This is a genomic window from Microcoleus sp. Pol14D4 (assembly GCF_036701245.1).
Lineage (GTDB): Bacteria > Cyanobacteriota > Cyanobacteriia > Cyanobacteriales > Microcoleaceae > Microcoleus.
In genome coordinates this window covers 21,881-44,366 of the sequence record NZ_JAUBQM010000045.1, presented here as the reverse complement: position 1 = coordinate 44,366, position 22,486 = coordinate 21,881, and the positions used below count along the sequence as shown (strand labels likewise).

General features: G+C 45.6%; 19 protein-coding genes and 1 pseudogene. 12 read left to right on the top strand and 8 right to left on the bottom strand.

Annotated elements, in window-relative coordinates:
- The first annotated feature begins 716 nt into the window (after window positions 1-716).
- From QUA33_RS17035 to QUA33_RS17015, 5 genes are all read left to right on the top strand, one after another.
- Entirely contained in the window at window positions 717-1,031 is a 315-nt protein-coding gene (locus tag QUA33_RS17035; RefSeq protein ID WP_190741078.1) for a hypothetical protein, read from the top strand.
- A gap of 129 nt (window positions 1,032-1,160) precedes the next feature.
- On the top strand, window positions 1,161-2,888 hold the full coding sequence (locus QUA33_RS17030; RefSeq protein WP_333149677.1) for a succinate dehydrogenase/fumarate reductase flavoprotein subunit: 1,728 nt from the start codon (window positions 1,161-1,163) through the stop codon (window positions 2,886-2,888).
- Between the two features lie 15 nt (window positions 2,889-2,903).
- A complete protein-coding gene (locus QUA33_RS17025) occupies window positions 2,904-3,140 on the top strand; it encodes a hypothetical protein (protein ID WP_333149675.1) in 237 nt (78 codons plus the stop codon).
- A gap of 220 nt (window positions 3,141-3,360) precedes the next feature.
- Window positions 3,361-3,585: a hypothetical protein gene (locus tag QUA33_RS17020; RefSeq protein ID WP_096831014.1), complete on the top strand. Its 225-nt coding sequence runs from the start codon at window positions 3,361-3,363 to the stop codon at window positions 3,583-3,585.
- Window positions 3,585-3,866 carry a type II toxin-antitoxin system RelE/ParE family toxin gene (locus QUA33_RS17015; RefSeq protein ID WP_172191064.1) on the top strand — a complete coding sequence of 94 codons (282 nt, stop codon included), beginning with the start codon at window positions 3,585-3,587 and terminating at the stop codon, window positions 3,864-3,866. Before QUA33_RS17020 ends, QUA33_RS17015 begins: the two co-directional genes overlap by 1 nt.
- A 37-nt stretch (window positions 3,867-3,903) precedes the next feature.
- On the opposite strand, the gene QUA33_RS17010 is transcribed toward QUA33_RS17015, so the two are convergent.
- Together QUA33_RS17010 and QUA33_RS17005 are read right to left on the bottom strand one after the other, a co-directional pair.
- Window positions 3,904-4,797: a Uma2 family endonuclease gene (locus tag QUA33_RS17010; RefSeq protein WP_333149673.1), complete on the bottom strand. Its 894-nt coding sequence runs from the start codon at window positions 4,795-4,797 to the stop codon at window positions 3,904-3,906.
- Window positions 4,798-5,054: 257 nt separating this feature from the next.
- Window positions 5,055-5,963, bottom strand: a complete 909-nt coding sequence (locus QUA33_RS17005) for a tetratricopeptide repeat protein (RefSeq protein ID WP_333149671.1) — start codon at window positions 5,961-5,963, stop codon at window positions 5,055-5,057.
- A 581-nt stretch (window positions 5,964-6,544) separates the two neighbouring features.
- On the opposite strand from QUA33_RS17005, the gene QUA33_RS17000 reads away from it, so the two are divergent.
- The gene (locus QUA33_RS17000; RefSeq protein WP_333095889.1) at window positions 6,545-7,792 is read left to right on the top strand and encodes a hypothetical protein; all 1,248 of its coding nucleotides are present in this window, start codon (window positions 6,545-6,547) and stop codon (window positions 7,790-7,792) included.
- Window positions 7,793-7,851: 59 nt separating this feature from the next.
- Here the strand turns inward: QUA33_RS17000 and QUA33_RS28270 are convergent, their stop codons facing one another.
- Window positions 7,852-8,103: a DNA cytosine methyltransferase gene (locus QUA33_RS28270; protein WP_445243256.1), complete on the bottom strand. Its 252-nt coding sequence runs from the start codon at window positions 8,101-8,103 to the stop codon at window positions 7,852-7,854.
- Between the two features lie 1,723 nt (window positions 8,104-9,826).
- On the opposite strand from QUA33_RS28270, the pseudogene QUA33_RS16990 reads away from it, so the two are divergent.
- Window positions 9,827-10,550: pseudogene (locus QUA33_RS16990) on the top strand (IS1 family transposase).
- A gap of 349 nt (window positions 10,551-10,899) precedes the next feature.
- On the opposite strand, the gene QUA33_RS16985 reads toward QUA33_RS16990, so the two are convergent.
- Both QUA33_RS16985 and QUA33_RS16980 read right to left on the bottom strand, forming a co-directional pair.
- Window positions 10,900-12,042: a GTP-binding protein gene (locus QUA33_RS16985; RefSeq protein WP_333149669.1), complete on the bottom strand. Its 1,143-nt coding sequence runs from the start codon at window positions 12,040-12,042 to the stop codon at window positions 10,900-10,902.
- A gap of 387 nt (window positions 12,043-12,429) precedes the next feature.
- Window positions 12,430-12,639 (bottom strand): hypothetical protein, encoded by a 210-nt coding sequence (locus tag QUA33_RS16980; RefSeq protein ID WP_333149667.1) that lies wholly within the window; start codon window positions 12,637-12,639, stop codon window positions 12,430-12,432.
- A 1,111-nt stretch (window positions 12,640-13,750) separates the two neighbouring features.
- Here QUA33_RS16980 and QUA33_RS16975 point away from each other — a divergent pair.
- The 5 genes from QUA33_RS16975 to QUA33_RS16955 all read left to right on the top strand — a co-directional run bounded on the left by QUA33_RS16975 (window position 13,751) and on the right by QUA33_RS16955 (window position 20,269).
- Window positions 13,751-13,921, top strand: a complete 171-nt coding sequence (locus QUA33_RS16975; protein ID WP_333149665.1) for a hypothetical protein — start codon at window positions 13,751-13,753, stop codon at window positions 13,919-13,921.
- 52 nt (window positions 13,922-13,973) lie between these two features.
- Window positions 13,974-16,781, top strand: a complete 2,808-nt coding sequence (locus QUA33_RS16970) for an ATP-binding protein (protein ID WP_333149663.1) — start codon at window positions 13,974-13,976, stop codon at window positions 16,779-16,781.
- The gene (locus tag QUA33_RS16965; RefSeq protein WP_333149661.1) at window positions 16,774-18,105 is read left to right on the top strand and encodes a response regulator; all 1,332 of its coding nucleotides are present in this window, start codon (window positions 16,774-16,776) and stop codon (window positions 18,103-18,105) included. The genes QUA33_RS16970 and QUA33_RS16965 overlap by 8 nt, the downstream gene beginning before the upstream one ends.
- A gap of 98 nt (window positions 18,106-18,203) precedes the next feature.
- A complete protein-coding gene (locus QUA33_RS16960) occupies window positions 18,204-19,733 on the top strand; it encodes a thymidylate synthase (protein ID WP_333149659.1) in 1,530 nt (509 codons plus the stop codon).
- Entirely contained in the window at window positions 19,730-20,269 is a 540-nt protein-coding gene (locus tag QUA33_RS16955) for a dCMP deaminase family protein (protein WP_333039601.1), read from the top strand. The genes QUA33_RS16960 and QUA33_RS16955 overlap by 4 nt, the downstream gene beginning before the upstream one ends.
- A gap of 241 nt (window positions 20,270-20,510) precedes the next feature.
- On the opposite strand, the gene QUA33_RS16950 is transcribed toward QUA33_RS16955, so the two are convergent.
- From QUA33_RS16950 to QUA33_RS16940, 3 genes are all read right to left on the bottom strand, one after another.
- Window positions 20,511-20,996 carry a salt stress protein, Slr1339 family gene (locus tag QUA33_RS16950; RefSeq protein ID WP_333149657.1) on the bottom strand — a complete coding sequence of 162 codons (486 nt, stop codon included), beginning with the start codon at window positions 20,994-20,996 and terminating at the stop codon, window positions 20,511-20,513.
- Between the two features lie 72 nt (window positions 20,997-21,068).
- Window positions 21,069-21,674, bottom strand: a complete 606-nt coding sequence (locus QUA33_RS16945) for a VWA domain-containing protein (RefSeq protein ID WP_333149655.1) — start codon at window positions 21,672-21,674, stop codon at window positions 21,069-21,071.
- Window positions 21,675-21,796: 122 nt separating this feature from the next.
- On the bottom strand, window positions 21,797-22,273 hold the full coding sequence (locus QUA33_RS16940; protein ID WP_333070029.1) for an NAD(P)H-quinone oxidoreductase subunit N: 477 nt from the start codon (window positions 22,271-22,273) through the stop codon (window positions 21,797-21,799).
- Between the last annotated feature and the right edge of the window lie 213 nt (window positions 22,274-22,486).

Below are 22,486 nucleotides of genomic sequence, written 5' to 3'. Positions count from 1 at the left end.
ACGCACCGGCGGCAATCACCTCGGTTGTTTGTTTGGCGCGTTTACTTCTAGTCAGCCGGCCAAAACCGTAAAAAACCAGGTTTCTAGGCCTCGGAGTGCGTCAGCCAACTGTTTCGGCAGAAATTCCCCTCAGAAGCAAAAATTTATCAAGTGTTGTGGCAACTTATCAGGAAATTGGGTTGAAAACCCCGTCGTTATAGGACGGCTTTTTGATACCATAGACATGGTTGTAATTCCCAAGGTGGGCGGTTGTGAAGCGGCGCCATCGTCGGCACCCTAGAACCTGAAAGCTTTTTGAGAGCAAAAACAAGGGTAGCGAAAACCTTGTAAAACAGAGCTAGGGAATCAACGCATTCTCACCATAAAATCAATAATTTGTTTCAGTCAAGTAGGGTGGGGCACACCCGAACTCGCTTGGTCGTATCAAGCGTACGCTTTTGGAGATAGGCTCTCTGGGGTGGTTGTGAGTTAAGCTGGTCAATTGGTGCAATTGCACGGTTGAAGAGTTTAAGGATTGCCGCAAGGACACAGCGCTTAAAGGTCAGTCGATGAATTAAGAATCCCCGTGCGTTCACGCCGGGGAGTGTCAATAAAGAATGTTTACAACAACCCCAAAACCAAGTTGCGGCAGCTAAACTTAGAAATTTACAGTGGGCATTGACGCACTGTCAAAGTATTTTTGGACAAGTCGTAATAGCAATCTCGCGAGGCATCAAATGAATAACATCCAAAACTATCGCCTTAGATGTACGCTCACCTTTGGCGACATTTACGGTCAAATCATTGTTTGGCTGATAGTCATCTTCCTAAGTCTAGCGTCGGCACTCGCCTTGTGGAGTAGCGCCCGCCAAATCTTCGCCTTGGCTACCGTCGGCTTGATTTTAGTGCTGTCTCTGCCCTTCTTGCTGTTTGCTTTCGTTACAACTCTGCTAAATAACATTGAAGTGCTTGCTGTAGAACCCGGTACGGAACCTCAACCTTCTGCAACGGGAAATCAGTCGCTTCAGAATCCTGCCGAAAGCGCCGGCTAGTCCAATTTGAAATTTTAACTTTTGATTTTCCATTCAAATCAAAAGTTAAAAAACTTCCTGCTCTTTTGGTAGGAAGTTTTTTTTTGCGTCACCATAAGTTGAGCAGAACACTCAAAATAATTAAAAAAAATGCTAGAACACGACGTAATCATTGTAGGCGGCGGTTTAGCAGGTTGCCGCGCCGCAGTAGAAATTGCTCGGACTGACCCCAGTTTAAAGGTAGCTGTCGTCGCCAAAACTCACCCGATTCGATCGCACTCCGTCGCAGCCCAAGGTGGGATGGCCTCCAGCCTGCAAAATGTCGATCCTGAAGACAGTTGGAAAGCCCATGCCTTCGACACAGTAAAAGGTTCAGACTATTTAGCAGACCAAGACGCGGTAGAAATCCTCACCCGGGAAGCACCCGGTGTAGTCATAGATTTAGAACACATGGGAGTCCTCTTCTCCCGCCTCCCAGACGGCAGAATTGCCCAGCGCGCTTTTGGCGGACATTCCCACCGCCGCACCTGCTACGCCGCCGACAAAACCGGTCACGCCATCCTCCACGAATTAGTCAACAATCTGCGCCGCTGCGGAGTTCACATCTATCAGGAGTGGTATGTCACGCGCCTGATTTTGGAAGAAGGCCAAGCCAAGGGGGTAGTTATGTACCGCCTTCTAGACGGTCAAATTGAGGTTGTCCGTGCTAAGGCGGTGATGTTTGCTACGGGGGGTTACGGCCGAGTTTACAATACCACGTCGAACGATTACGCCTCGACGGGAGACGGTTTGGCGATGACGGCTTTAGCTGGATTGCCGCTGGAAGATATGGAATTCGTGCAGTTTCACCCGACTGGTTTGTATCCCGTGGGAGTGTTGATTTCGGAGGCTGTGCGGGGCGAAGGCGCTTATTTGATTAATTCAGAGGGCGATCGATTTATGGCGAATTATGCCCCGTCGCGCATGGAATTAGCGCCCAGAGATATCACCTCGCGGTCAATTTCCATAGAAATTCGCGCTGGCCGAGGAATTAATGTTGATGGTAGTGCCGGCGGCCCCTTTATCTATCTGGATTTGCGGCACATGGGACGCGAAAAAATCATGAGCAAAATTCCTTTTGCTTGGGAAGAAGCGCACCGTTTGTTAGGAATTGATGCCGTAAATCAGCCAATGCCCGTCCGCCCTACCGTTCACTATTCAATGGGGGGAATTCCTACTAATGTTAGCGGGCAAGTTCGCAGCAGTCCTGACAGTTTAGTAGACGGTTTTTTTGCAGCCGGCGAAGCAGCTTGCGTGTCAGTTCACGGCGCCAACCGTTTGGGCAGCAATTCGCTGTTGGAATGCGTAGTTTACGGCAAAGTTACTGGCGCAACCATAGCACAATTCGTGCAAAATCGCAAGTTGCCTGCTGTAGACGAACAGCGTTATATCCAGGAAGCAAAAGAGCAAATTCAGACACTTTTAGAACGTCCCGGAAAATACCGAATTAATCAAGTGCGGCAGCAGTATCAAGATACTATGACTGAGTATTGTGGCGTATTTCGTAGCGCAGAATTGATGCAAGAAGGTTTAAAGAAATTGGAGGATTTAGAGCGACAATATGAGGAGGTTTACTTAGACGATAAAGGCAAGTTGTGGAATACGGAAATTGTGGAAGCTTTGGAGTTGCGAAGTTTGATAATTGTCGGGAAAATGATTTTAACTTCTGCTTTGAACCGGCAGGAAAGTCGGGGAGCTCATTCGCGGGAAGATTTTACTGAGCGCGATGACAGCAATTTCTTGAAGCATACGCTGGCTTATTATTCGCCTGCGGGGATTGATTTGGCTTATATGCCGGTGGCGATTACGATGTTTGAGCCGCAGGAGAGGAAGTATTAAGTTGTAGGGTGGGCGATGCCCGCCTTACTAATTAAACGGCAAAAAAAGGGGATAAAGAAAACAATGCGCGAACTTCCCGAAAAGGAATTTAAGAACGAAGAAGCCAAACGAACTTTAACAAGCGAGCAGCTAGCGGCTTTGATCGTTGATGCACTCATTGATGCAGGCATTATCGATAAACAAAGGGTTCCAGAAGCCATCGAAATCGCTGCTGAAGAAATCGAGGTTCGTAAAGCTCTAGGTGACTATTGAGTGATCTCGCCTTGTAGATTGCTTTAGGATGCACGGGTGAGAAGCGATTGTAGAAGATGTAAATGTGGTATTAATTTGTAGGGCGGGTCGTTCACACCTAATTTGTTCATTTTGAAAGTCGTCTCAGGAATTCTCCACATCACAACTCAAAAATGCTAGCTTAGGATAAGTCTTGCTAAAATAAATACAAAATATCGTGATTATAAGTAGCAAAAAAAATATGAGTAAAACGACACAAACATCTCAATTCCAGCAAGCTCTTGAAGCTGTAGAAGTTTTATCATTAGAAGATCAAGCTATGCTTCTAGATATTCTTCAGAATCGTCTGCGACAACAGCGACGAAATGAATTACTCAAGGAAGTAGCAGAAGTTCGTCAAGAGTATGCAGAAGGCAATGTTAAATTTGGGTCTGTAGCCGATTTTATGGCGGAGTTGGATGATTGATGAAAATTGGTTGGACTCCCAAATCTATTCGTACTTTTAAAAAGTTAGTTCGTAAAAATCCTCAGCTTCGCCTTTTAATTGAAGCTACGCTTGAACTTTTGTCTGAAGACTGCTTTAACCCCAGCTTGCGAACTCACAAACTGACAGGAGATTTATCGGGTATCTGGTCGTGTTCAATAGATTATGATTATCGGATTTTATTTGAGTTTGTGACCGATCCAGAAGATGAAGAGGAAGCTATTTTATTGCTCAAAATGGGTTCTCATGATGAAGTCTATTAAGACCGATCGCCCTTTTCCCCAATTCTCTCTCACTATCTCACTCTCCAGCATTCTCCGTCACTTCTTCCACGGATAAACTTAACGCCTCTGCCACTTGTTCGGCACTCAACCCCATTCCCAACAACCGGGGAATTGCATCCCTTCTTGCCTGAAATTCAGCTTGTCGTGCCTGTTCTGCACTCTCGGCCCTTTCCCGCTGTTGCTCCCCTCGCAATCTCTCTAATTCTGCTCTTTCATCGCCAATCAACAGCAAATTACCTTCCTCGTCCCACCAACGCAGCCAAAGCATGGTTTGATTTTGATAGCTGCCTTGCCAAAGTCCCAATTCTACGCCTAAAGGTGCAATGGGAAAATGACCGCGCTGATTGAGTTCTAACAGTTGATAATACCCGTCAATCAACCGATAAACTTCTAATCGGCCATTATTAACTTGGTAGATGGCGTAATAGAGAATTCGCATCACCCGCTCGTAAACCCAAAACTTTCCAGGTTTAGTGACTACCCCTTCATCGGTGCGAGATAAAGGAGTACGTGAAGCGAAGCTATCCCGAAGGGAATCGCGCTCTTCATCTCCGTTCCCGCTGGCAAATTCCAAAGCAATTAACGGTGCTATGTGTTCCCGCCACAACACGTAGGAACGCCGAATTTGACCGTCAATGTTAGGAGGTACATTCGGAACGTAAAACCAATCAGGAGCTTCTGCACCTTGTTCCGCCGGTTCAGTTTCTCGCCAGTAAATGCCGCAGTCTTGACCGATCGCATATTGTCCGTCAGGATGCTGCTGTTGCAAAATTAGCCCGATCGAATCAGTTAAAATTAAACTTTGCGGATGCTCCTGAAAATTTTTAACAAAAATACCGTCGGAGTCAGGTAATTGAGTGTGGTCGGGAAAAGCAGGAGGTAGAACAACGCGGTCAACGCTAGTAGTCATAATTCCCTCCGAGGTCTTACCTAATAGGTAATTAGTAATTGGTAATCGGTAGCAGGACGCTCCGTGCGAGGACTTATAAACCCGGTTTCTTCATGTATCTTTCGTCGTTCAACCAAGATTTATCGTAGAAACCGGATTTCTTTTCGTAAGTCCTGCGTAATTAGGAATAAAGCGAGTAGTTTTGAGTTTAAATTATTAAATTTTTCACTTCAAACTATTTCACTTAAGACCCCCGACTCTTTCACTAAAAACTTTCCTTAAGGTTTCGGTAGCGCACCTTCAGGACTAGGAGAAGCAGCCGGTTCCGGAGTCGTCGTAGCCGCAGGAGAAGGCGAAGGAGTGCCACTAGCTAACTGATTAATTTGATCTTTATAGTTAGGAGGAGCTAACTCAGTAGCTCGATCGAACAGCGTTTTTGCCTCATCTGTTTTGCCCTGTTCCTTCAGCACGATCGCCTTTGCTAAAGTCGGGCGAAAATCTTTGGGATTAGCCTTAGCAGATTCGTCGTAAATGGCGATCGCCTCCTCGTATCGCTTCTGCACAGCATAAACCTGTCCCAAAATCAACTGCACTGAAGTTACATCTACACTTTCCGGCTTCGCCAGATTTGCCGCCGGAGCAGCCTTCAGCGTATCTTGCAGCAGTCCGATCGCAGCTTCGGGCCGCTGCTGCACTAGCAGCAAATTCACCAACCCCTGCAAAGCCTTAATTTCGCCAGGCTTAGACGCTAAAATTGACCTGTAAGCTTGAGCAGCACCTTCGCGATCGCCCGTGCGTTCCTTAGCCTGAGCCAGCAAAATCCCGTATTCAGTAGTCTCAGGATTCAGCGAAGCCAACTTTTCCAAAGGAGCGATCGCATCCTTAATGTCGCCCACTCCTTGCCCTATCAACTCCAGTCGCACCTGCAACAATCCCCGCAAAGCCGTTACGTTGTCAGGTTCCCGCTGCAAAACCAATTCGTATCCCCTAGCCTGAGCTTGCAGCAACTCTGATTGCTTCTCCCCTGACTGCGCCGTCTGAGTAGGTGTTGGAGTTGACGTACTTTGCGCTTGGCTGGCCTGGAGAATACTGTTTAAAATTGGCACAAGAGAAAATCCCAAAAAAGCGATGAGCGACAGCACCACCACCACAGTAATCAACCCACGACGCTTGTTTGCTTTTTCCATAATTCAACTATCCCAGCTTAAAATCTACTATTTTCTAAGAATTAAGGCATCGCCCGGGGGCGTCTGCCATTTAACTAGATCCATGCAACCATAAAAGTTCTTAACTTCAAAGTCCGAACGGACAAAGCAGCCTTTTACTTGCAGCTAATATGGTAACAGACCCACAACTCCATGCTAGCTAAACAATTTTGGACACTCAGACCCACAGGCCCAAGGACTGTGGTGTCTGTCCAATTTAGTCTGGTCAAGCTAAAAATTACCGAAAATATGGCGGATCAGGCCGTTAGGTAATTGGATTAAGTAAAATAGGCAAGCTGAATATCCTAAATGCTATTAGCCAGCAACTCCAGCTCAGCGCGATCGGCGATCGATCGGTCAGCAACTCCCAAAGTCCTTGCTCGCAAGGATTTTAGCAGCCCGCGAACCGATCGGCACTCGTAGCGTTGAAAGTTGGCGTTGACGGGTCACAACCAGACCTCGGGGCGCAAGCCCCAAGTCAGGTGCTAGTAGTTTTTAAAGCAGTTTCTTCAGTTTATTCCTAATTTCCCTTAAGGGATGTGTCTCCGCTGCAAGGAGTTTTTATGAACCCCTCTCCCAACCGGTCTTCCAAATCGTCCAAATCTACTTCAAATCGCAAGGCTCAGCCCAGCGAACCGGCCGTGAATCCGCCTACAGATACAGATTCCATTGCTGAGACACCAGACGAAAGTTCGGTGCCTTCTGCGTTGGCTGCACCTGTTGACCAAAATCAACCGGCAACGCCAACAGACGCCCCAGCGTCCAAGGATAGGCTGCAACGACCACGCTACAGTTCTGCCCCCGACAAGGACAAAACAAAGCCACAAGACCAGCCCAGCAATGCTCCTGCACCCCCGGCGCCTGCAGCGTCTTCGACACCTGTCAGCGATACTCCAGCCGTAGCAGTCGCACCGCCCGCAAAGGCCGAGCCTGCCGCTAACGAAAGTCAGGCCGCTGAGGACATACCCTCCGTCATGCGCCAACATCCCATTCCCCCCCCCAGCGAACCCAGACAGTACCGAGCTGTTGGTTTGGTGCGGGGCCGCTACACGCCATCAGAAGAGCAATTCACCCGGGGTATGCTGATAGCTGCCGACGGAACTGCCATTGATGCAGTTTTGCTGGGTAGAGTCATGAGTTTAGTCAAAAATCACCTGGAGCTGGAACAAGAACACTTGTGGGTGGTCTATCCCCGCACCAGGCAAGAAGACGGCAACTTGCACGCCCAGATTATGGGAGTTTGGGAGCCGGAAACGCTCAAGAAACCTCCCGAACCGTCCTCTGATGAGGAAAATCAGGAAGCAGCGGAGATTCAGGCTAGCGGCGAAGCATCGACCCCATCTTTGCCGCCCTCGGAACCTGATGTTGAAGATGGCTATTTTTCGATTAGAGGTGAGGTGATTTATCAATCCCAAGACGAAGAAAAGTATGTCATCGTCAAAATCAAGCAAGCTCCCCGCAAGAATGACGACAAGATGAAGTTTTTTAAACTGAAACTCAAGGGAGATTTAGCAACAAAAGCGATCGGGTTTTTTTGGGATTTCCACGTCAAATTGAAAGCTGACAGTCTGATTATTGAGCAGGCTAATAATATTGGGGCGCTGCCGATTAAAAAGCGGAAATTCCCCCCTGGCAGCAAGCCGCCCGGTGGCTTCAAAGGAGGAGGGAAGCGTCCGTTTACTCCTAGGCCCAGCGGTGACGGTGCTCCTGTAGGGCGTCCTACCATCAAGTCCGCAGCAGCAGCACCACCGCCTGTCCCGAAGGAACCTCTTCCTAAGCCGGTTAAGAAGCCTAAGCCGATCGAGGAATAAAAAATAGTCAAAGTAAAAATGCAAGATTAAAGGTTAAAAAAACCTTTAATCTTGCATTTTTACTTTAGTTGCTTATGGTACTTCTGTACATAAGCGAGTAGGCTCTGCGCTAGCACCTCGCCAATTTGGACAGGAACAGCGTTTCCGATTAAACTACCCAGTTTGCTGAAAGAGACACGCTCGCCAGGAGTTAGGAAGCGGTAGTTTTTGGGAAAAATCTCAAGGATAGTGGCCTCTCTTAGAGAGATTGCACAAGCCTCTTCCGGATGTCCGAACCGACCATTTCCGTAGTCGAAGCATTGGGTTGCGATCGTGGGAGCTGGGGCGTCCTACTTCATACGACCATACACGCTAGCATTAGGACTTACGCATTGACAAAAAACATTATCTATGAATTCTATATCGTGCCATCACTGCTAAGGTTTGCCAAAATATGCTCACGGACAACTAAAGTGAATAGATTCCTTTGGACTTCATACCAATTGCTAATTATCTTTTTAGAGCGCACTAACTCCAATTTGATAAATGCGTGAAGTGAGCAAAATATGTGAGTCTCGATTGCATGGGTTTCTCTCACCATGAACCGACAAATTCCACTTACTTGTTTGAGCGCTCTATGAAAGGTTTCAATTCCCCAATGAACATCGTGAATTGCGCTCAAACCACTTCGACTTGTCTCTTTAAGCTTGCCCGGCTCTGGCAGATATAACATATAACGTCTAGAGTCTTCTTTTTGAAAGTCTTTTCTCAACAAGTTTATAAATCTAAATTATTTTATATGAGTCACTAATGCTTCATTTGCCATCTCTAAGGTGCTTACTTGGCAATACTTTTGTGGCTCATTGGAGACATTTTTTTAATTACGAATAAAAACCAGTCTATGTTTTTTATAACATTTAACTTTTCTACTATTTAATACCAATTATCTCCCGTTAATCTTCTTGCTTGGATTCCAAATTATCGGAATTTACTCACCATTTTTATAATTTTTTTTTGATTTGACATTTAATTTTATAGTTAACTGTTTAATTTGTTGGCTCTAAATTACCATAAATATCACTAGAGTATAGCGCGATCGAGTTCAATACACTGATTTGCTTCTGGTATTTACCTGACCCAAAATAAATAATTAATTTCGTAGGTTTTGGTTCACCATACAGCTTTTCCATAACTCTATCGTCAACATTTAATATACCTCCTTCTAAGTTGATAAATTTTTCTGTCATCTCGAATAAATCTTTCGGTTCATATCTCTAACAATACCGCGGACAGTTTTTGAAACCGAGGCTGAAACTTTCATTCTACCGTTAGGATTTGACCTCCCTGAGCAGGCTAAAACCCCAACTATGCCGTTATTGATTGAAAACTGTCGGGACTATTGTCTCTAAGCAAAAAGCGATTAATACTATCATGGGAGACGTTCCCTCTTTATCAATTCACTATTTTGTTATTTTGTCAATGCGTAAATCCTAATAGCGCAGCAACGGGGAAGATGAAGGTTAGTACCTCTTAGGTAATTTAGGGAATTTTAAGAGAGCGATCGCTACTTTTAAATAATGTCGTAGTGGGATTGAAGCGACGTTTGAGGACTGCAAGACAGGCGGTTATAATAAGCGAGAAGAGTCGCGGCAACGATCGGCGTTTAAAATTTTTAATTTTAGTTATTCCCAGTGCCTAAACTTGTGCTGCGATCCAAGGTCAAAAACATAAGCTGGGAAGAGTTCATAAGTGTATTGGTCAGTGGAATGAGTGCAGGCGATCGGAACGCCGTCATAGTAGCTTTTGGACGGGTTTATTCGCCTCAATCTTGGGTGATTGGAATGGAGCTTTGTCAAGAAATAGTTGCTAAATTAATGAGAGCTATACCTAACAAACTACCATTTTTTTAGATGGGTTTGAGGGCTATGTTCTTGATTCAATCCGGGTTTTGACGGGGTTGTCACCCTGTCAGGGTGCGAACAGCATAAAGGGTAGTGCCCTGAAGGAAAGGATCAGAGTACGTTATGATTAGAGAAGTGTTTGCCATAGCGTGATATGACATTAGAAATTAATTGTTGCCCTAATTGTGGTTCGGAAGAAGTTAGTCGAAACGGTCAAACTCGGCATCATAAACTTTCATTATAAATGCCGAAAATGTGGTCGTCAATTTGTTTTAAATCCGGCATGGAAACCTATTACAAAAGAACAAAAAGAGTTGATGTCACGGATGCTACTTGAACGTATTTCTCAGGCCGGGATTGCTCGGGTACTTCAAGTGTCAGAAGATACAGTGCAGCGATACGTTAATAGTCAAGCGGCTGCTGTTAAGAAGCAAGTGGAGGTGACTCCCAAGGAAAAAAAGCGCTTGAGTGTTCAGATGGATGAGTTATGGTCATTCGTTGATAATAAAGGGAATCAGCAGTGGGTCTGGCTGGCATTGGATGCCCAGACTAGGGAAATTGTTGGTGTACACATTGGAGATCGTAGCGCAGTATCGGCTCTTGCTTTATAGAATTCAATGCCACCAGTGTACCGTCAATGTGCAGTAATTTATACCGACCATTGGAGTGCTTATGATTCTGTATTGCCCAGGAAACGTCATCGGAGTGTAGACAAAGATAGTGGTTTTACTAGCTATATCGAGCGCTTCAACTGTACTATTCGACAACGAGTGTCTCGATTGGTAAGAAAGAGCTTAGCCTTCTCTAAAAAATTAGAAAATCATATTGCTGCTATTTGGCGCTTTGTGCATCATTACAATGCTAATTTACAACTCTAAACGCCTACTTTATTTGAATTAAGTTTAATTCTCTTGATCCTTTCCTTCAGGGCACTACCGCATAAAGATGCAGAGATTAGGTAAAAACAACCCAACTCTGCACCGTTGAAATCACTGGCGATCGTGCTTTTGAGATCGGCGGACAGTATAAGTGTGCGACTATGTTTTTGTTAGCAACAATAAAATAGGTCGATCGCTCTTTTTATTCGAGGGCGCTGTTTTTCTTGGATGGCACTCTTTTTCTTGGAGGGCGATCCCCCTTCCTTGTCCCCACTAAGATCCAAATCGCGATCGCGGAAACAATAAGACCGCGACGCTCTTTGGTTGAGGTGAAAAGAATATTTTACTGTTAGTTCTTCCCAAAACCTTTGCCGCGATTGGTTGAAGGCATACAAAGACAGTTTTCGAGTTGCGATCGCAAAGTCTCGGTATCCAAACCCTGACCGATGAAAACAAGCTGGTTTTTCCGCTCGCCTTTCCACTGGTCGTCATCCATCGTAAATCGCTTGCCGCTCAAGTGGAAAATATGCCGTTTGGGACTTTCTTCAAACCACATAATCCCTTTCGCGCGAAACACGTTTGTTGGCAGTTGGTTGTCTAAGAAATATTGAAATTTTCTCAGAGAAAATGGCTTGTCGCTCTGGAAAGAAATTGAGGTAAATCCGTCATTTTCTAAATGGTCGGAGTGGTCGTGACCGTGATGGTTATGATGTTCGTGATGTTCGTGACCGTGATGGTCGTGATGTTCGTGATGTTCGTGACCGTGATGGTCGTGATGTTCGTGACCGTGATGGTCGTGATGTTCGTGACTGCTAGGAGTTTCCTCAGATTGGAAATATTTGTCAGATTTAAACAATCCGACGCTGAGGACCAGTGGTAGGGGAACTTGCGATTTTACCGTTCGCAGAATTCGAGCACCTTCCTTGACATCCCGAATCTTAACTTCCAACAAATCTAAATCTGCTTCTTCGACCAAATCAGTTTTGTTGAGGATAATTATATCGCCGTAAGCTATTTGACTGTAAGCTGCTTGAGAGTTGAACAAATCTAAGCTGTAGTTGGCTGCGTCTACTACTGTCACTATCGAATCGAGACGAGTAAGGTCGCGCAGTTCTGTGCCTAAAAAAGTCATTGCTACTGGTAGCGGATCGGCGAGTCCGGTTGTTTCGACTACCAGATAATCGAGATTTTCTTGACGTTCCAGAACTTTATAAACTGCATTAACTAAATCTTCATTAATTGTGCAGCAGATGCAGCCGTTGTTCAGCTCAACCATGTTGTCGTCGGTAGTGACAATGAGTTCGTTGTCGATACCGATTTCGCCAAATTCATTTACCAAAACTGCTGTTTTCAAACCCTGCTGGTTAGTCAGGATGTGGTTGAGCAGGGTTGTTTTGCCGCTGCCGAGAAATCCTGTAATGATTGTAACGGGCAATCCGTGTTTGGGAGCGTCCATCGCCTGTTCTGTCTCGGACTGAGTTGTAGATTGCATAGCTTGACTGTCAAATAATGTCGATCGCACTTTCTTTATGGTTCTTATTGTATCTTAATTAGGACAAGGCTTCGTGAATCCAGTTTCTCAGAGAACTGTTGGGTGTGGTGGCATGGTATCTACGCATCAACCGGCAATTAGCCCGATAATGCAAAATAAGTGCGTCGCTAATTATTGGCAATTGCTAACGCGGTCGAGCGCATTTTTTTATTATTTTGATAATTTTTTTGTTCAGAGTACCTGTGACAGTTTGCCTGCAACCAGTTTTCCCGGTAAACTCAGCAGCGACAAATTTGAGACAGACTCAAGCTCAGTGCGATCGGCAAATCCCGCTAATCTATAGAACCCATTTGAGATCTTTTTACGCGGTGGCTAGTCTTCTAAGCATCAGTCTGATAAAGCAAAGCTTGAGTTTGGCATTTGAACGAGCAAGTGTGCGATCAAAGTTTTTGACGCCAGCTTTTGCATCTTTCCACCCAAGCCTTTGAACGTTCTCTTCCCCCATCTAGCCGCCGAGGGCAAAAATTCAGATTGCCCTTTAGCGTGCTTTTCGGCTTTTGATGGCGCGGCTGCGAGTTCAAATTGAATCTTAGCCATAAGCTGAGCATAAATCTCCTCCAAGGCAAGAGTTGCGTTTCTCAGGGTGGTACCCGTTGTCTAACAAGATGTTAGTTTTGGGAAGTTCGGCAGGTTTAGATTTGAAGTAATTGATGTTTTGGGAAAGCATTTCAATCAGCTTGCAGATCATCAGATAAGCTAGCTTTAGTACAATGGGTAAAGAAGGGAAAGCCAAGTATATCGACAGCTAGAGGTCTTTTGACGCCAAAGCGTGCATTTGTAGAAACAAAACTCTTTAGACTCCTCACTAGCATAGAAGCGTGTTTTTCTCCCCTGAGTGAGTCAATCATGATTAGGGTTGTCCACTGCGGTTTTTTTTGACTTGTTACCACACCTTACTATTTAACTCGGTCATGATCCCATCAAGTACACCGTCCTCACACCAATTTTTGTAATGCCAGAAGACAGTAGAATATGGTGGTATATCTCTGGCAAGTCTGACCAATTACAACCGTTCTTGAGTTGATAAAATATCAGCGAAAAGGATTTGCCGCGCCAGTCCACGCCGGAGGTCTGATTTTCTTCTTTTGGGGCAGTAATGGCTCAATAATTTCCCACTCCTTGTCCGTGACATCGCTGGAATAAACCATTTTAAACCCCAATCTGATTAAATTTACCTCTTTTTGTCAATTTTACTCGATCGCCCTGGGAGCATCTCAATGAAAGCAGCCAAGCTAGGAATTGGAGTTTGGAGGCCCGATACTGCGAGGCGCGAGGCTGCGAGGCAAGAGGAAGAAAGAAGGAGCCATTGGAGGCAGGAGACAGGAGGCAAGAGGAAGAAAGAGGAAGAAAGAAGGAGCTAGAAGAAGTGTTTTTACAAATATGAGATGCTCCCCTCGCCCAAAAGATCTCAAGTGGGTTATATAAGCGGTAGTCTTCGATTGTAATGGGGTTGAGATATTTTTGGTGGAGTGTGTGCGATCGCCTTTAAATTTGAGCCAGAACGATCGCCCGATCTACTAAAAAAACAGTCGGCTAAAAGATCCGAGTTGATCGCAGCCTCCCAGCCACTCCACCAACCAACGCCACATCAAGCAACTCAGTCCTTGTTGCTCTCGGTGAACAAGAGAAAACGACTCGCAACTTGCTGATGCGATTGGTTGTTAGAGGTACGAAATTAATTGTTAGCGTCGATGCGTATTTCAGCTACCAAATGGTGGGGAAATTGACGCTAGAAAACTTGAACCGCAATACTTGTTTAGAAATCCCACCCGATCCGATATTTTCCCTGTTTATTGCAGATAAAATCAGGTGGCTCTAAACCTTGTTTGGGAACTCTCAGCCCTGTACCTATCTTTACTGTTTTGAAAGCTATGCTGTCAAAGTCCACAATTGTTGTTGCTAAAGGCTTTAGTAAGGTTCCCCTGCGAACAGGTCTGGTTGTTCCATTCATCCTGCAAATCTTCGCGGCCGTAGGATTAACAGGGTATCTGTCGCTGCGAAATGGACAAAAAGCAGTGAATGAACTAGCTACTAACTTGCAAACGGAGGTGAGTAACCGTGTGGATCAGCACCTCGACAGCTATGCCGCTGCAACCCGCTATTTGACGCAAATCAACGGCGAGCAAATTGACCTGGGATTGTTGAACTTACAGGATGCCGATCGCCTGGCTCAATTCTTTGCCAAGCAGGTAAAAACCTATAACGTTGGCTATATCCTCTACGGCTCTAAAACGGGCGACTTTATCGCATCGGGATATTACCGCGAGTCAACAATTCCCAACCACGGCAATCCTGACATTAGCCTGGTGCTACCGAAGCGGTACGGCAATCCTGATTTGTACAACTACATGACGAATGACCAAAGCAAGCCTACTAAAATGTTTGAAATCACCAAAGCGTATCAGTTCCAGAAAGAAGGCTGGTACGCCAAAGGTGTCGAGACGGGCAAACCAGGGTGGAGCGCGATCTATCAATGGGAGACTAATAACTACCCGTTGTCGATCGCGACGAGTCGCCCCATCTATAACAAGAATGGTGAGTTGATCGGCAGCGTGGGGGTCGAGCAGCGCCTTTCGCAAATTAGTGACTTTTTACGTGAAATTAAGGTTAGTCAATCCAGCAAGGTGTTCATTCTGGAGCGCAACGGATTTATCGTTGCCAGCTCTAGCGATGCGCCGGTGTTTTCAGTGACCAACGGCAAACCTCAGCGGCTGCGCGGCTTTGAGAGTAAGGACGCCCTAATGCAAGCCACGTCCAAGTATCTCGGCGATCGCTTCGGCGATCTGAAAACTATTCAAACCATCCAGCGCCTAGACTTTGAGATCCAAGGTGAGCGGGAATTTGTTCAAGTAACTCCCTGGCAGGACGAATGGGGATTGGACTGGCTAGTAGTCGTCGCCATGCCGGAATCAGATTTCATGGGACGAATTAATGCCAATACAGTCAACACGATTTGGCTGTGTTTAGGCGCATTAGGACTGGCAACCGTTTTGGGTATCTACACCTCGCGCTGGATTGCTCGACCCATTTTGCTGCTCAGTCACGCATCGGAAGCGATCGCCGAAGGAAAACTCGACCAAAACGTCGAAACCTCTGGCGTTAAAGAACTCGGTGTACTTGCTCAATCCTTTAACCGAATGGCGCAGCAGTTGCGCGATTCCTTCACCGCCCTAGAGCAAACTAACCAGCAGCTTGAACAGCGAGTTGAAAAACGCACCGCCGAACTCAAGTATGCAAAGGAAGCTGCAGACAATGCCAACAAAGCAAAAAGCGAATTTCTCGCCAACATGAGCCACGAACTTCGCACTCCTCTCAACGGTATTTTGGGCTATGCTCAAATCCTCAACCGCAGCAGCGCATTGCCAGCGAAAGAACGTCATGGGGTAGAAATCATTCACCAGTGTGGTTCTCATTTGCTGACGCTGATTAACGATGTGTTGGACTTGTCCAAAATTGAAGCCGGCAAATTAGAACTCACACCTAAAGGGATTCACTTTCCCTCATTCCTCCAAGGTGTCGCTGAAATCTGCGGCATTCGTGCCGACCAAAAAGGCATTAACTTCGTTTACCAGCCCGATCCGCAGTTGCCTGAAGGGATTTTTGCCGATGAAAAACGGCTGCGTCAGGTGTTACTCAACTTGGTGGGAAATGCGATTAAATTCACCGACAAAGGTTCTGTCACGCTCAAGGTTGCCGTAGTTGAGAATTCTCCCAATCCGTCCAGTCGCTCTTTCAAATTTCAAATTGAGGATACCGGCGTAGGAATTGCGCCCGATCAATGGGATAAAATTTTTCAGGCTTTTGAACAAGTGGGCGATCGCCAGCGCCAAGTCGAGGGTACCGGTTTAGGACTCGCGATCAGTCAAAGGATTGTCCAACTTATGAACGGAAAAATCCAAGTTAAAAGCCAACCCGGAGTCGGTAGTGAGTTCTTTTTTGAGGTGGAAATGGCGATCGCCACCGATTGGGTCGAGCAAAACTCCCTCACAACTGGAAAACAAATTATTGGTTACGAAGGACAACGACGCAGCATTCTTGTTGTAGACGATCGTTGGGAAAACCGAGCCGTTCTCGTCAACTTGTTATATCCACTAGGATTCCAACTTACTGAAGCTGAAAATGGACAAGAAGGATTGGAAAAAATACGACAGTCTCAACCTGACTTAGTGATTACAGACTTGGCAATGCCAGTCATGGATGGCTTTGAACTGCTCAAACAGGTTCGCAGTGCAAATGAGTTGCAACACCAGAAGATCCTTGTCTCTTCTGCATCAGTATCACAAGCCTATCAACAGATGAGTTTAGATGCAGGGGGAAATGATTTCCTGGCCAAGCCAGTGGAAGTCAGTGAATTATTTAACCTCTTAGCCACTCATTTGGAATTAAAGTGGAAATATGAAATGACAGCCTCAAATGACTCTGGGCCATCCACTCTAACGACTGCATTAGAGAAGCCTGAAGGGATTATTCCTTCGAGTTTAGAGTTAAGGGCGTTACTACAACTGGCAGAGCAAGGCAACTTAAAACGGCTACGAGAACACACAGAGCATCTTGCTCGCTCTAACCCTCGCTACGCTGATTTTGCATCACAAATTCTTCAGCTTGCCAAGCAATTTAAAGACGAAGAAATTGAAGAGTTGCTACAACAACACCTCACAGAGAAAAAAGCCGATGTCTAGTCCTGAATTAATTCTGGTGGTGGATGATACCCCTGCAAACTTAGAAGTGGTTTGTGAAACCTTAAGTGATGCGGGGTATGAAGTAGCAACCGCCATCAACGGCGATCGCGCTCTTAAGAGAGTCCAAGCTTATCCTCCCGATCTGATCTTGCTCGATGTTCAAATGCCAGGAATTGACGGCTTTGAAACCTGCCAACGTCTGAAGGCAGATCCCAGCACAGCCAGCATTCCGATCATTTTTATGACTGCTCTGTCCGATGCCGACAGCAAGGTGAAAGGATTTGTCCTGGGTGGTGTGGACTACATCACTAAACCTTTTCAAGAAAAGGAGATGCTAGCACGGGTGAAAACTCATTTGCAACTACGGCAGTTAACTAAAAATCTCGAACAGCGTGTAGCTGAGCAAACGGCTGATTTAGAAGCAGCCTTCATACAACTCCAACAGTCTCAGTGTCACTTAGTCAACACCGAAAAGATGTCTGCTTTGGGCAATTTAGTGGCGGGTGTCGCGCACGAGATTAATAACCCGCTTGGCTTTATTGCGGGCAATCTGAATCCCGCTAAGGACTATATTAAAGACCTCTTTCAACTGATAGCTCTCTACCAAAAAGAACTCTCTTATCCAAGTGCCACACTTCAGGCATTCGTGGAGGAAATAGACTTGGAATACTTACAAGAGGATCTACCCAAGTTAATCGATTCGATGCAAGAAGGAGTCGATCGCATTCGCACCATCAGCACCAGTTTAAGAACCTTCTCGCGTTCGGATTGCGAGCTCCCAATTACTTGCAATATCCACGACGGCATTGACAGCACGCTGTTGATTCTCAAGCATCGCCTCAAAGCCAACGAATGTCGCCCGGAAATTCAAGTCATCACAGACTATGGCGATCTGCCAGAGGTAGAATGCTTTGCCGGACAGTTGAATCAGGTATTTATGAATGTGCTGGCAAATGCGATCGATGCCCTTGAGGAATCAAATAAAGGACGCAGTTTTGCTCAGATCAAAGCCAACCCCAACCAGATTACTGTCAAAACCCAATTGTCGGAATCTCAGGCAGTGATCCGAATTCAGGATAATGGGATTGGCATGACGGATGCAGTGAAGCCAAAAATTTTTGAGCATCTGTTTACCACCAAAGGCGTGGGGCAAGGAACAGGCTTAGGATTGGCGATCGCTCATCAAATCGTAGTCCAGAAACACTCTGGAACTTTAGAAGTCAACTCAACTTTAGGTCAAGGTACAGAGTTTGTGATTTCAATTCCGCTGAAGGCGAGCGCTGTAAAAGACGTTCACGCAACGATCTGCTTTGACGCAGCATAACAAATCATTGCAGCGGCAGCATAAAGATGATTGATATCGCCCTTTCAAAGCATCCAAACTATTGATATAGTAGTACCCGGTGCAAACAACGGTAAACCATGACAGCCACAAATCTCATCAATAAATTTGAGTACAAACCCCTATACAAACCCAATCAATTAATTTGCGGAACGGGGCAAACAGCCATTGTCAGTGGCTGGACAGTCAAAAGTGCGATCGGCAAAAAATTACAACCCAACGAATTTGCTGTCATCGGACAACTGTACTCTCCTACTCGCGGCATCAACTTCTTAATTAGAAACTTGCTGTGCAATCCCCACGTCCGCTTTTTAGTAATTCTCAACGCTACCAAAGAAGACCGCAATTCGGGCGCGGCAGCGTGCTTGCTCGACTTTTTTCGCAACGGCTTTGAAGCAGGAAAAAGCGATACTGGTAGAGATTGCTGGCTAATTAAATCTTCAATATTTGGCTACATTGATATTGAAATAGCAACAGAAGCCTTAGAACTATTGCGTCATTCAATAGAATGGAAAGAAGCCAAAACTATAGCCGAAACAGTGACTATTGTCAAGTCTTTTGCCCAAAAAGAATCTGTTGAACCTTGGGGAGAAGCCGTAACTTTTCCGTTAGTCGAAATCGTCCCAACTGTACTCCCCGGTGAGAAATACGGACACAGAATCGAAGGCAAAACTATTGCCGAAACTTGGGTAAAAATCATCCACCGAATTAAGACCACTGGCACCTTACGGCCGACTGGTTACGACGGACAGTGGCAAGAATTAATCGACTTAATGGCAGTGATTACGGATGAACCTGACGAGTTCTATTTTCCCGAACCGAATTACTTACCAATCGACCGCGATTTCCTCGAACAGTACAAACCGCAAATGCTGGAAGATGCCCCGTATAACGAAGGCATTAAATATACCTACGCACAGCGGATGCGATCGTGGTTTGGTCGCGATCAAATTGAAGAAGTTATTGCCAAACTAATTAAAGAAATTGACGCGGCAAGTGCTGTAATTAGTTTGTGGGATGCTGGGGGAAATATTAACAGAAGGTCTGACGGTTCCTCAGATCACCAGCACAGCGGCAGTCCTTGTTTAAATCACATTTGGGTGCGAGTTGTGGACGGTGAAATCTCCCTAACTGCAACTCTCCGCAGTAACGATATGTTTGCGGCTTGGCCGGCAAATGCAATGGGTTTGCGGGCTTTGCAGCAGCACATTCGAGATGAAATTGCTAGGCGTTCCGATTATAATTTGACGATGGGCCCGTTGGTAACGCTGAGTCAATCGGCTCACTTGTATGACGATACGTTTGAAAATGCCGATCGACTAATTCAAACCCAATATGCTAAAATCTGCGAAGAGCGAGACTTTTTCGACGCAGCGGGCAATTTTTTAGTTGAAGTAGCCGACAATCAAATAGTTGTCACGCAAACCACCCCCGGCAGCGGCGAAGTTGTCACCTGTTATTCTGGAAAAAACCCTCTCAAGTTAGTGCGAGAAATTTGTGCGGCTTCCCCCGCTATTAAAGGCGAGCATATTGGTTATTTGGGAATAGAATTGCAGAAGGCTGCCGAGTGTCTCAAAACGAGCAAGCAATACATCCAGGATAGACGATGAATCTAGAAGAAGAAAGACCGAATTGGGACGAATACTTCTTAATGTTAGCCAAATTAGCCGCTACTCGATCGACTTGTCTGGCTTTTCCTGTAGGCGCGGTGATAACTAAAAACAGGCAAGTTTTAGCAACGGGTTACAACGGTTCGCCGTCTGGTTCGGCACACTGTACTACTCAAGGCTTCTGCTATCCTGGTTTGAGTAGCTGCGACGCCAGTAAAACTTTGCCATCAAGGGCGGTTCACGCTGAAGCAAATGCGATCGCCAAAGCTGCTAAACACGGTATATCTACTGCTGGGGCTAGTATTTACGTCACTTTAGAACCGTGCATCTATTGTTTGAAATTAGTCATTGCCGCTGGAATTAGAGAAGTGTTTTACGAAACGACTTTTAACAGTGGAGAAAAAGCTGCTTTGAGAGATACTTTTATCAGTGAAGGTATTGTTGAGTTAAAACAAATTCAGCTATCTGAAGATACAGCAAAAAAGGCGGCTTTGTTTTTGTTGCATCCTACATCAGTGTCCAAAAATTTAGTATAGGAGCAATCCTCCCCGTGGTTATGAAAGCCACAGGAAATAACTGTGCTGTGTTCCTATAAATGATTTTTATTTGCTGGGAATTTGTAGGGATGCGGCACTGCTGTATCCTAAATCCCGCGTTATACAAATGATATTTATTTTACGCTTTGTAAAGACACAGCACTGCCGTGCCCTTACAACAAATAGAGAGGGCAATTAACCAAAAAACGGCCTTAAAAATTGTGAATACTCTGCAGTTCAATCAATCAAACTCATTCACCGCTTGCAAATAGTCGATCGCGGCATCTATCCTCGAAGAATACTTAAAAGCAAACTGATCGAACCAATATCCCTCATCGGAATTTTTATCCAACTTTTTCAGCCAAACCTGAGCTTGCCTAACTTTCTGCCTGCGCGTTTGTACGTCCAACTGTGGTTCCGCGACTTTTTCTGCGGGTTGCGGTTGCAGTGAAGCGACCTCCTGAGCTTTATTTTGCGCTTTTTGCTCAGCCTTAAGCGGTTGCAGTGCAGCCACTTCCTGAGCTGTATTTTGCGATTCGTACTCAGCCTTAAGTTGAGCTAAGTCCTTATCCAAAGGACTAGCATACAAATTTATATCTGATGTTTTAAATGTTGGATTTGACGGCGCTTGTGCTTGCGCCGGCGCCTGACTTTTCAACTCAGCAATTTTTTGAGATGCTTGATACTCTGCCTTAAGTTCACCTAACAGGCGCTCGATCGATTCCATAACTTAAACCCCCTAAAAAATGCTGCTGGGCTAACTGGCCCCAATATAATCACGGAAACTTCGCCCGCCTCCTTAATCAGTTATTGCATTCAGCAATACCTCTGTCAGGGTCATTCCTTCAATATCATCCATCGTGACAGTATCAACGATATCGAATTTAGCCCCAGCGCTTTGCAGTTCGTCATCCAATATCTTGAGAAACTTAGTAGCTTCCGGCGCATTCCCTACTTGAATGAAAGAAATCGCCAACTCTTCATCTCGATCGAGCTTCCGAGAAGCCTCTATAATAGTTTTCATCACTTCTTTGCGATCGTCCGGTTCCCCGTCCGTCACCACTAATATTGTTTCCCCATTTTGCTTGGTCTTACCGGATGCTTTGCGCTGAAAATAACTGTTCAGGGCGTCTTGCAGAACAGCAGCTAAATTCGTAGTCCCGGCAGGTTCGTTTTCTTGGAAAATTTGCACGACTTTAGCTGATGTTACGTTGTCATATCGCTTGAAGCGACCGGAAAACACATAAACTGTTATGCCATCAGGATCGAGTTCTTCGCATTTATTCGCCAATGCGATCGTCGATTCTTGCATGAGCGCCCACCGACTTTTACCGCCCATCTGGTCTTTTGTGTACATACTGCCGCTTTTGTCAATGATTATGGTATAATCGCGATTCTGAAGCATAAGATTTTTCCTGTTAGTTAATTAACTTTTTCCCAAAAATATCAAAACCAGCGAGCAGAAGCTGTTGAGCTTTAGTTGCTCGCTGCGTTTTTTAGTTAATTTGCGATCGCAAATACCGGAATTTAAGCTGCAACTAAAGCATCTTTAAGTGGCTTCCAGCTAAAAGCTCGATCGCCCCCCATCTCCACTGCTATTTTAACTCGCGGTTCTAACGTCGGCAAAACAGTCAAATACTCAATCTCCTGACTCGACAAAATTTGCCCTTCAATAATCCACAGCACCAATCCTTTTGCTTTCGGTGGCAAATTGTCTAATTGAGTTTGCAAAATCGGTGGCACGTAGTACGTATAACCAACAGCCGCTTCGTTGCCAGTAGTTTTCTTGCCCAAATGCGGCGGCCGCACGCCGTGAACCCCCGTTAAATACATCGCCAAATCGCCCAAACCCCGCGCCGAAATCGTGTATCCACCGTAGCCCGCAGCCCTCAGCCTGCGGAGGTAGCGCCCCTCAAATCCTCCCTCTAAAGGAACGTACAGGGCCAGCGACCCCGACTTTTCCAAATCCCGAATCAGATCAGATCCCGTCGTAATCAGTCCCATAAATTTGTGTTTCCTGCTGTATCAAAATTTGGTCGATCGCTGCTTGCGAGCTGGAAATATTATAAATCCTAAAGTTGAGGCGAAAAATTCTCATTGCGCCCTTGACAAACGGCAAACACTTCATGTACTATTGTGAATTGTCGCCGTAAAGGATACTGAGTAGTTTGCTGCTCAAGTCCTGGCACAAACAAGCAAGACCGAGACAAAACTCGG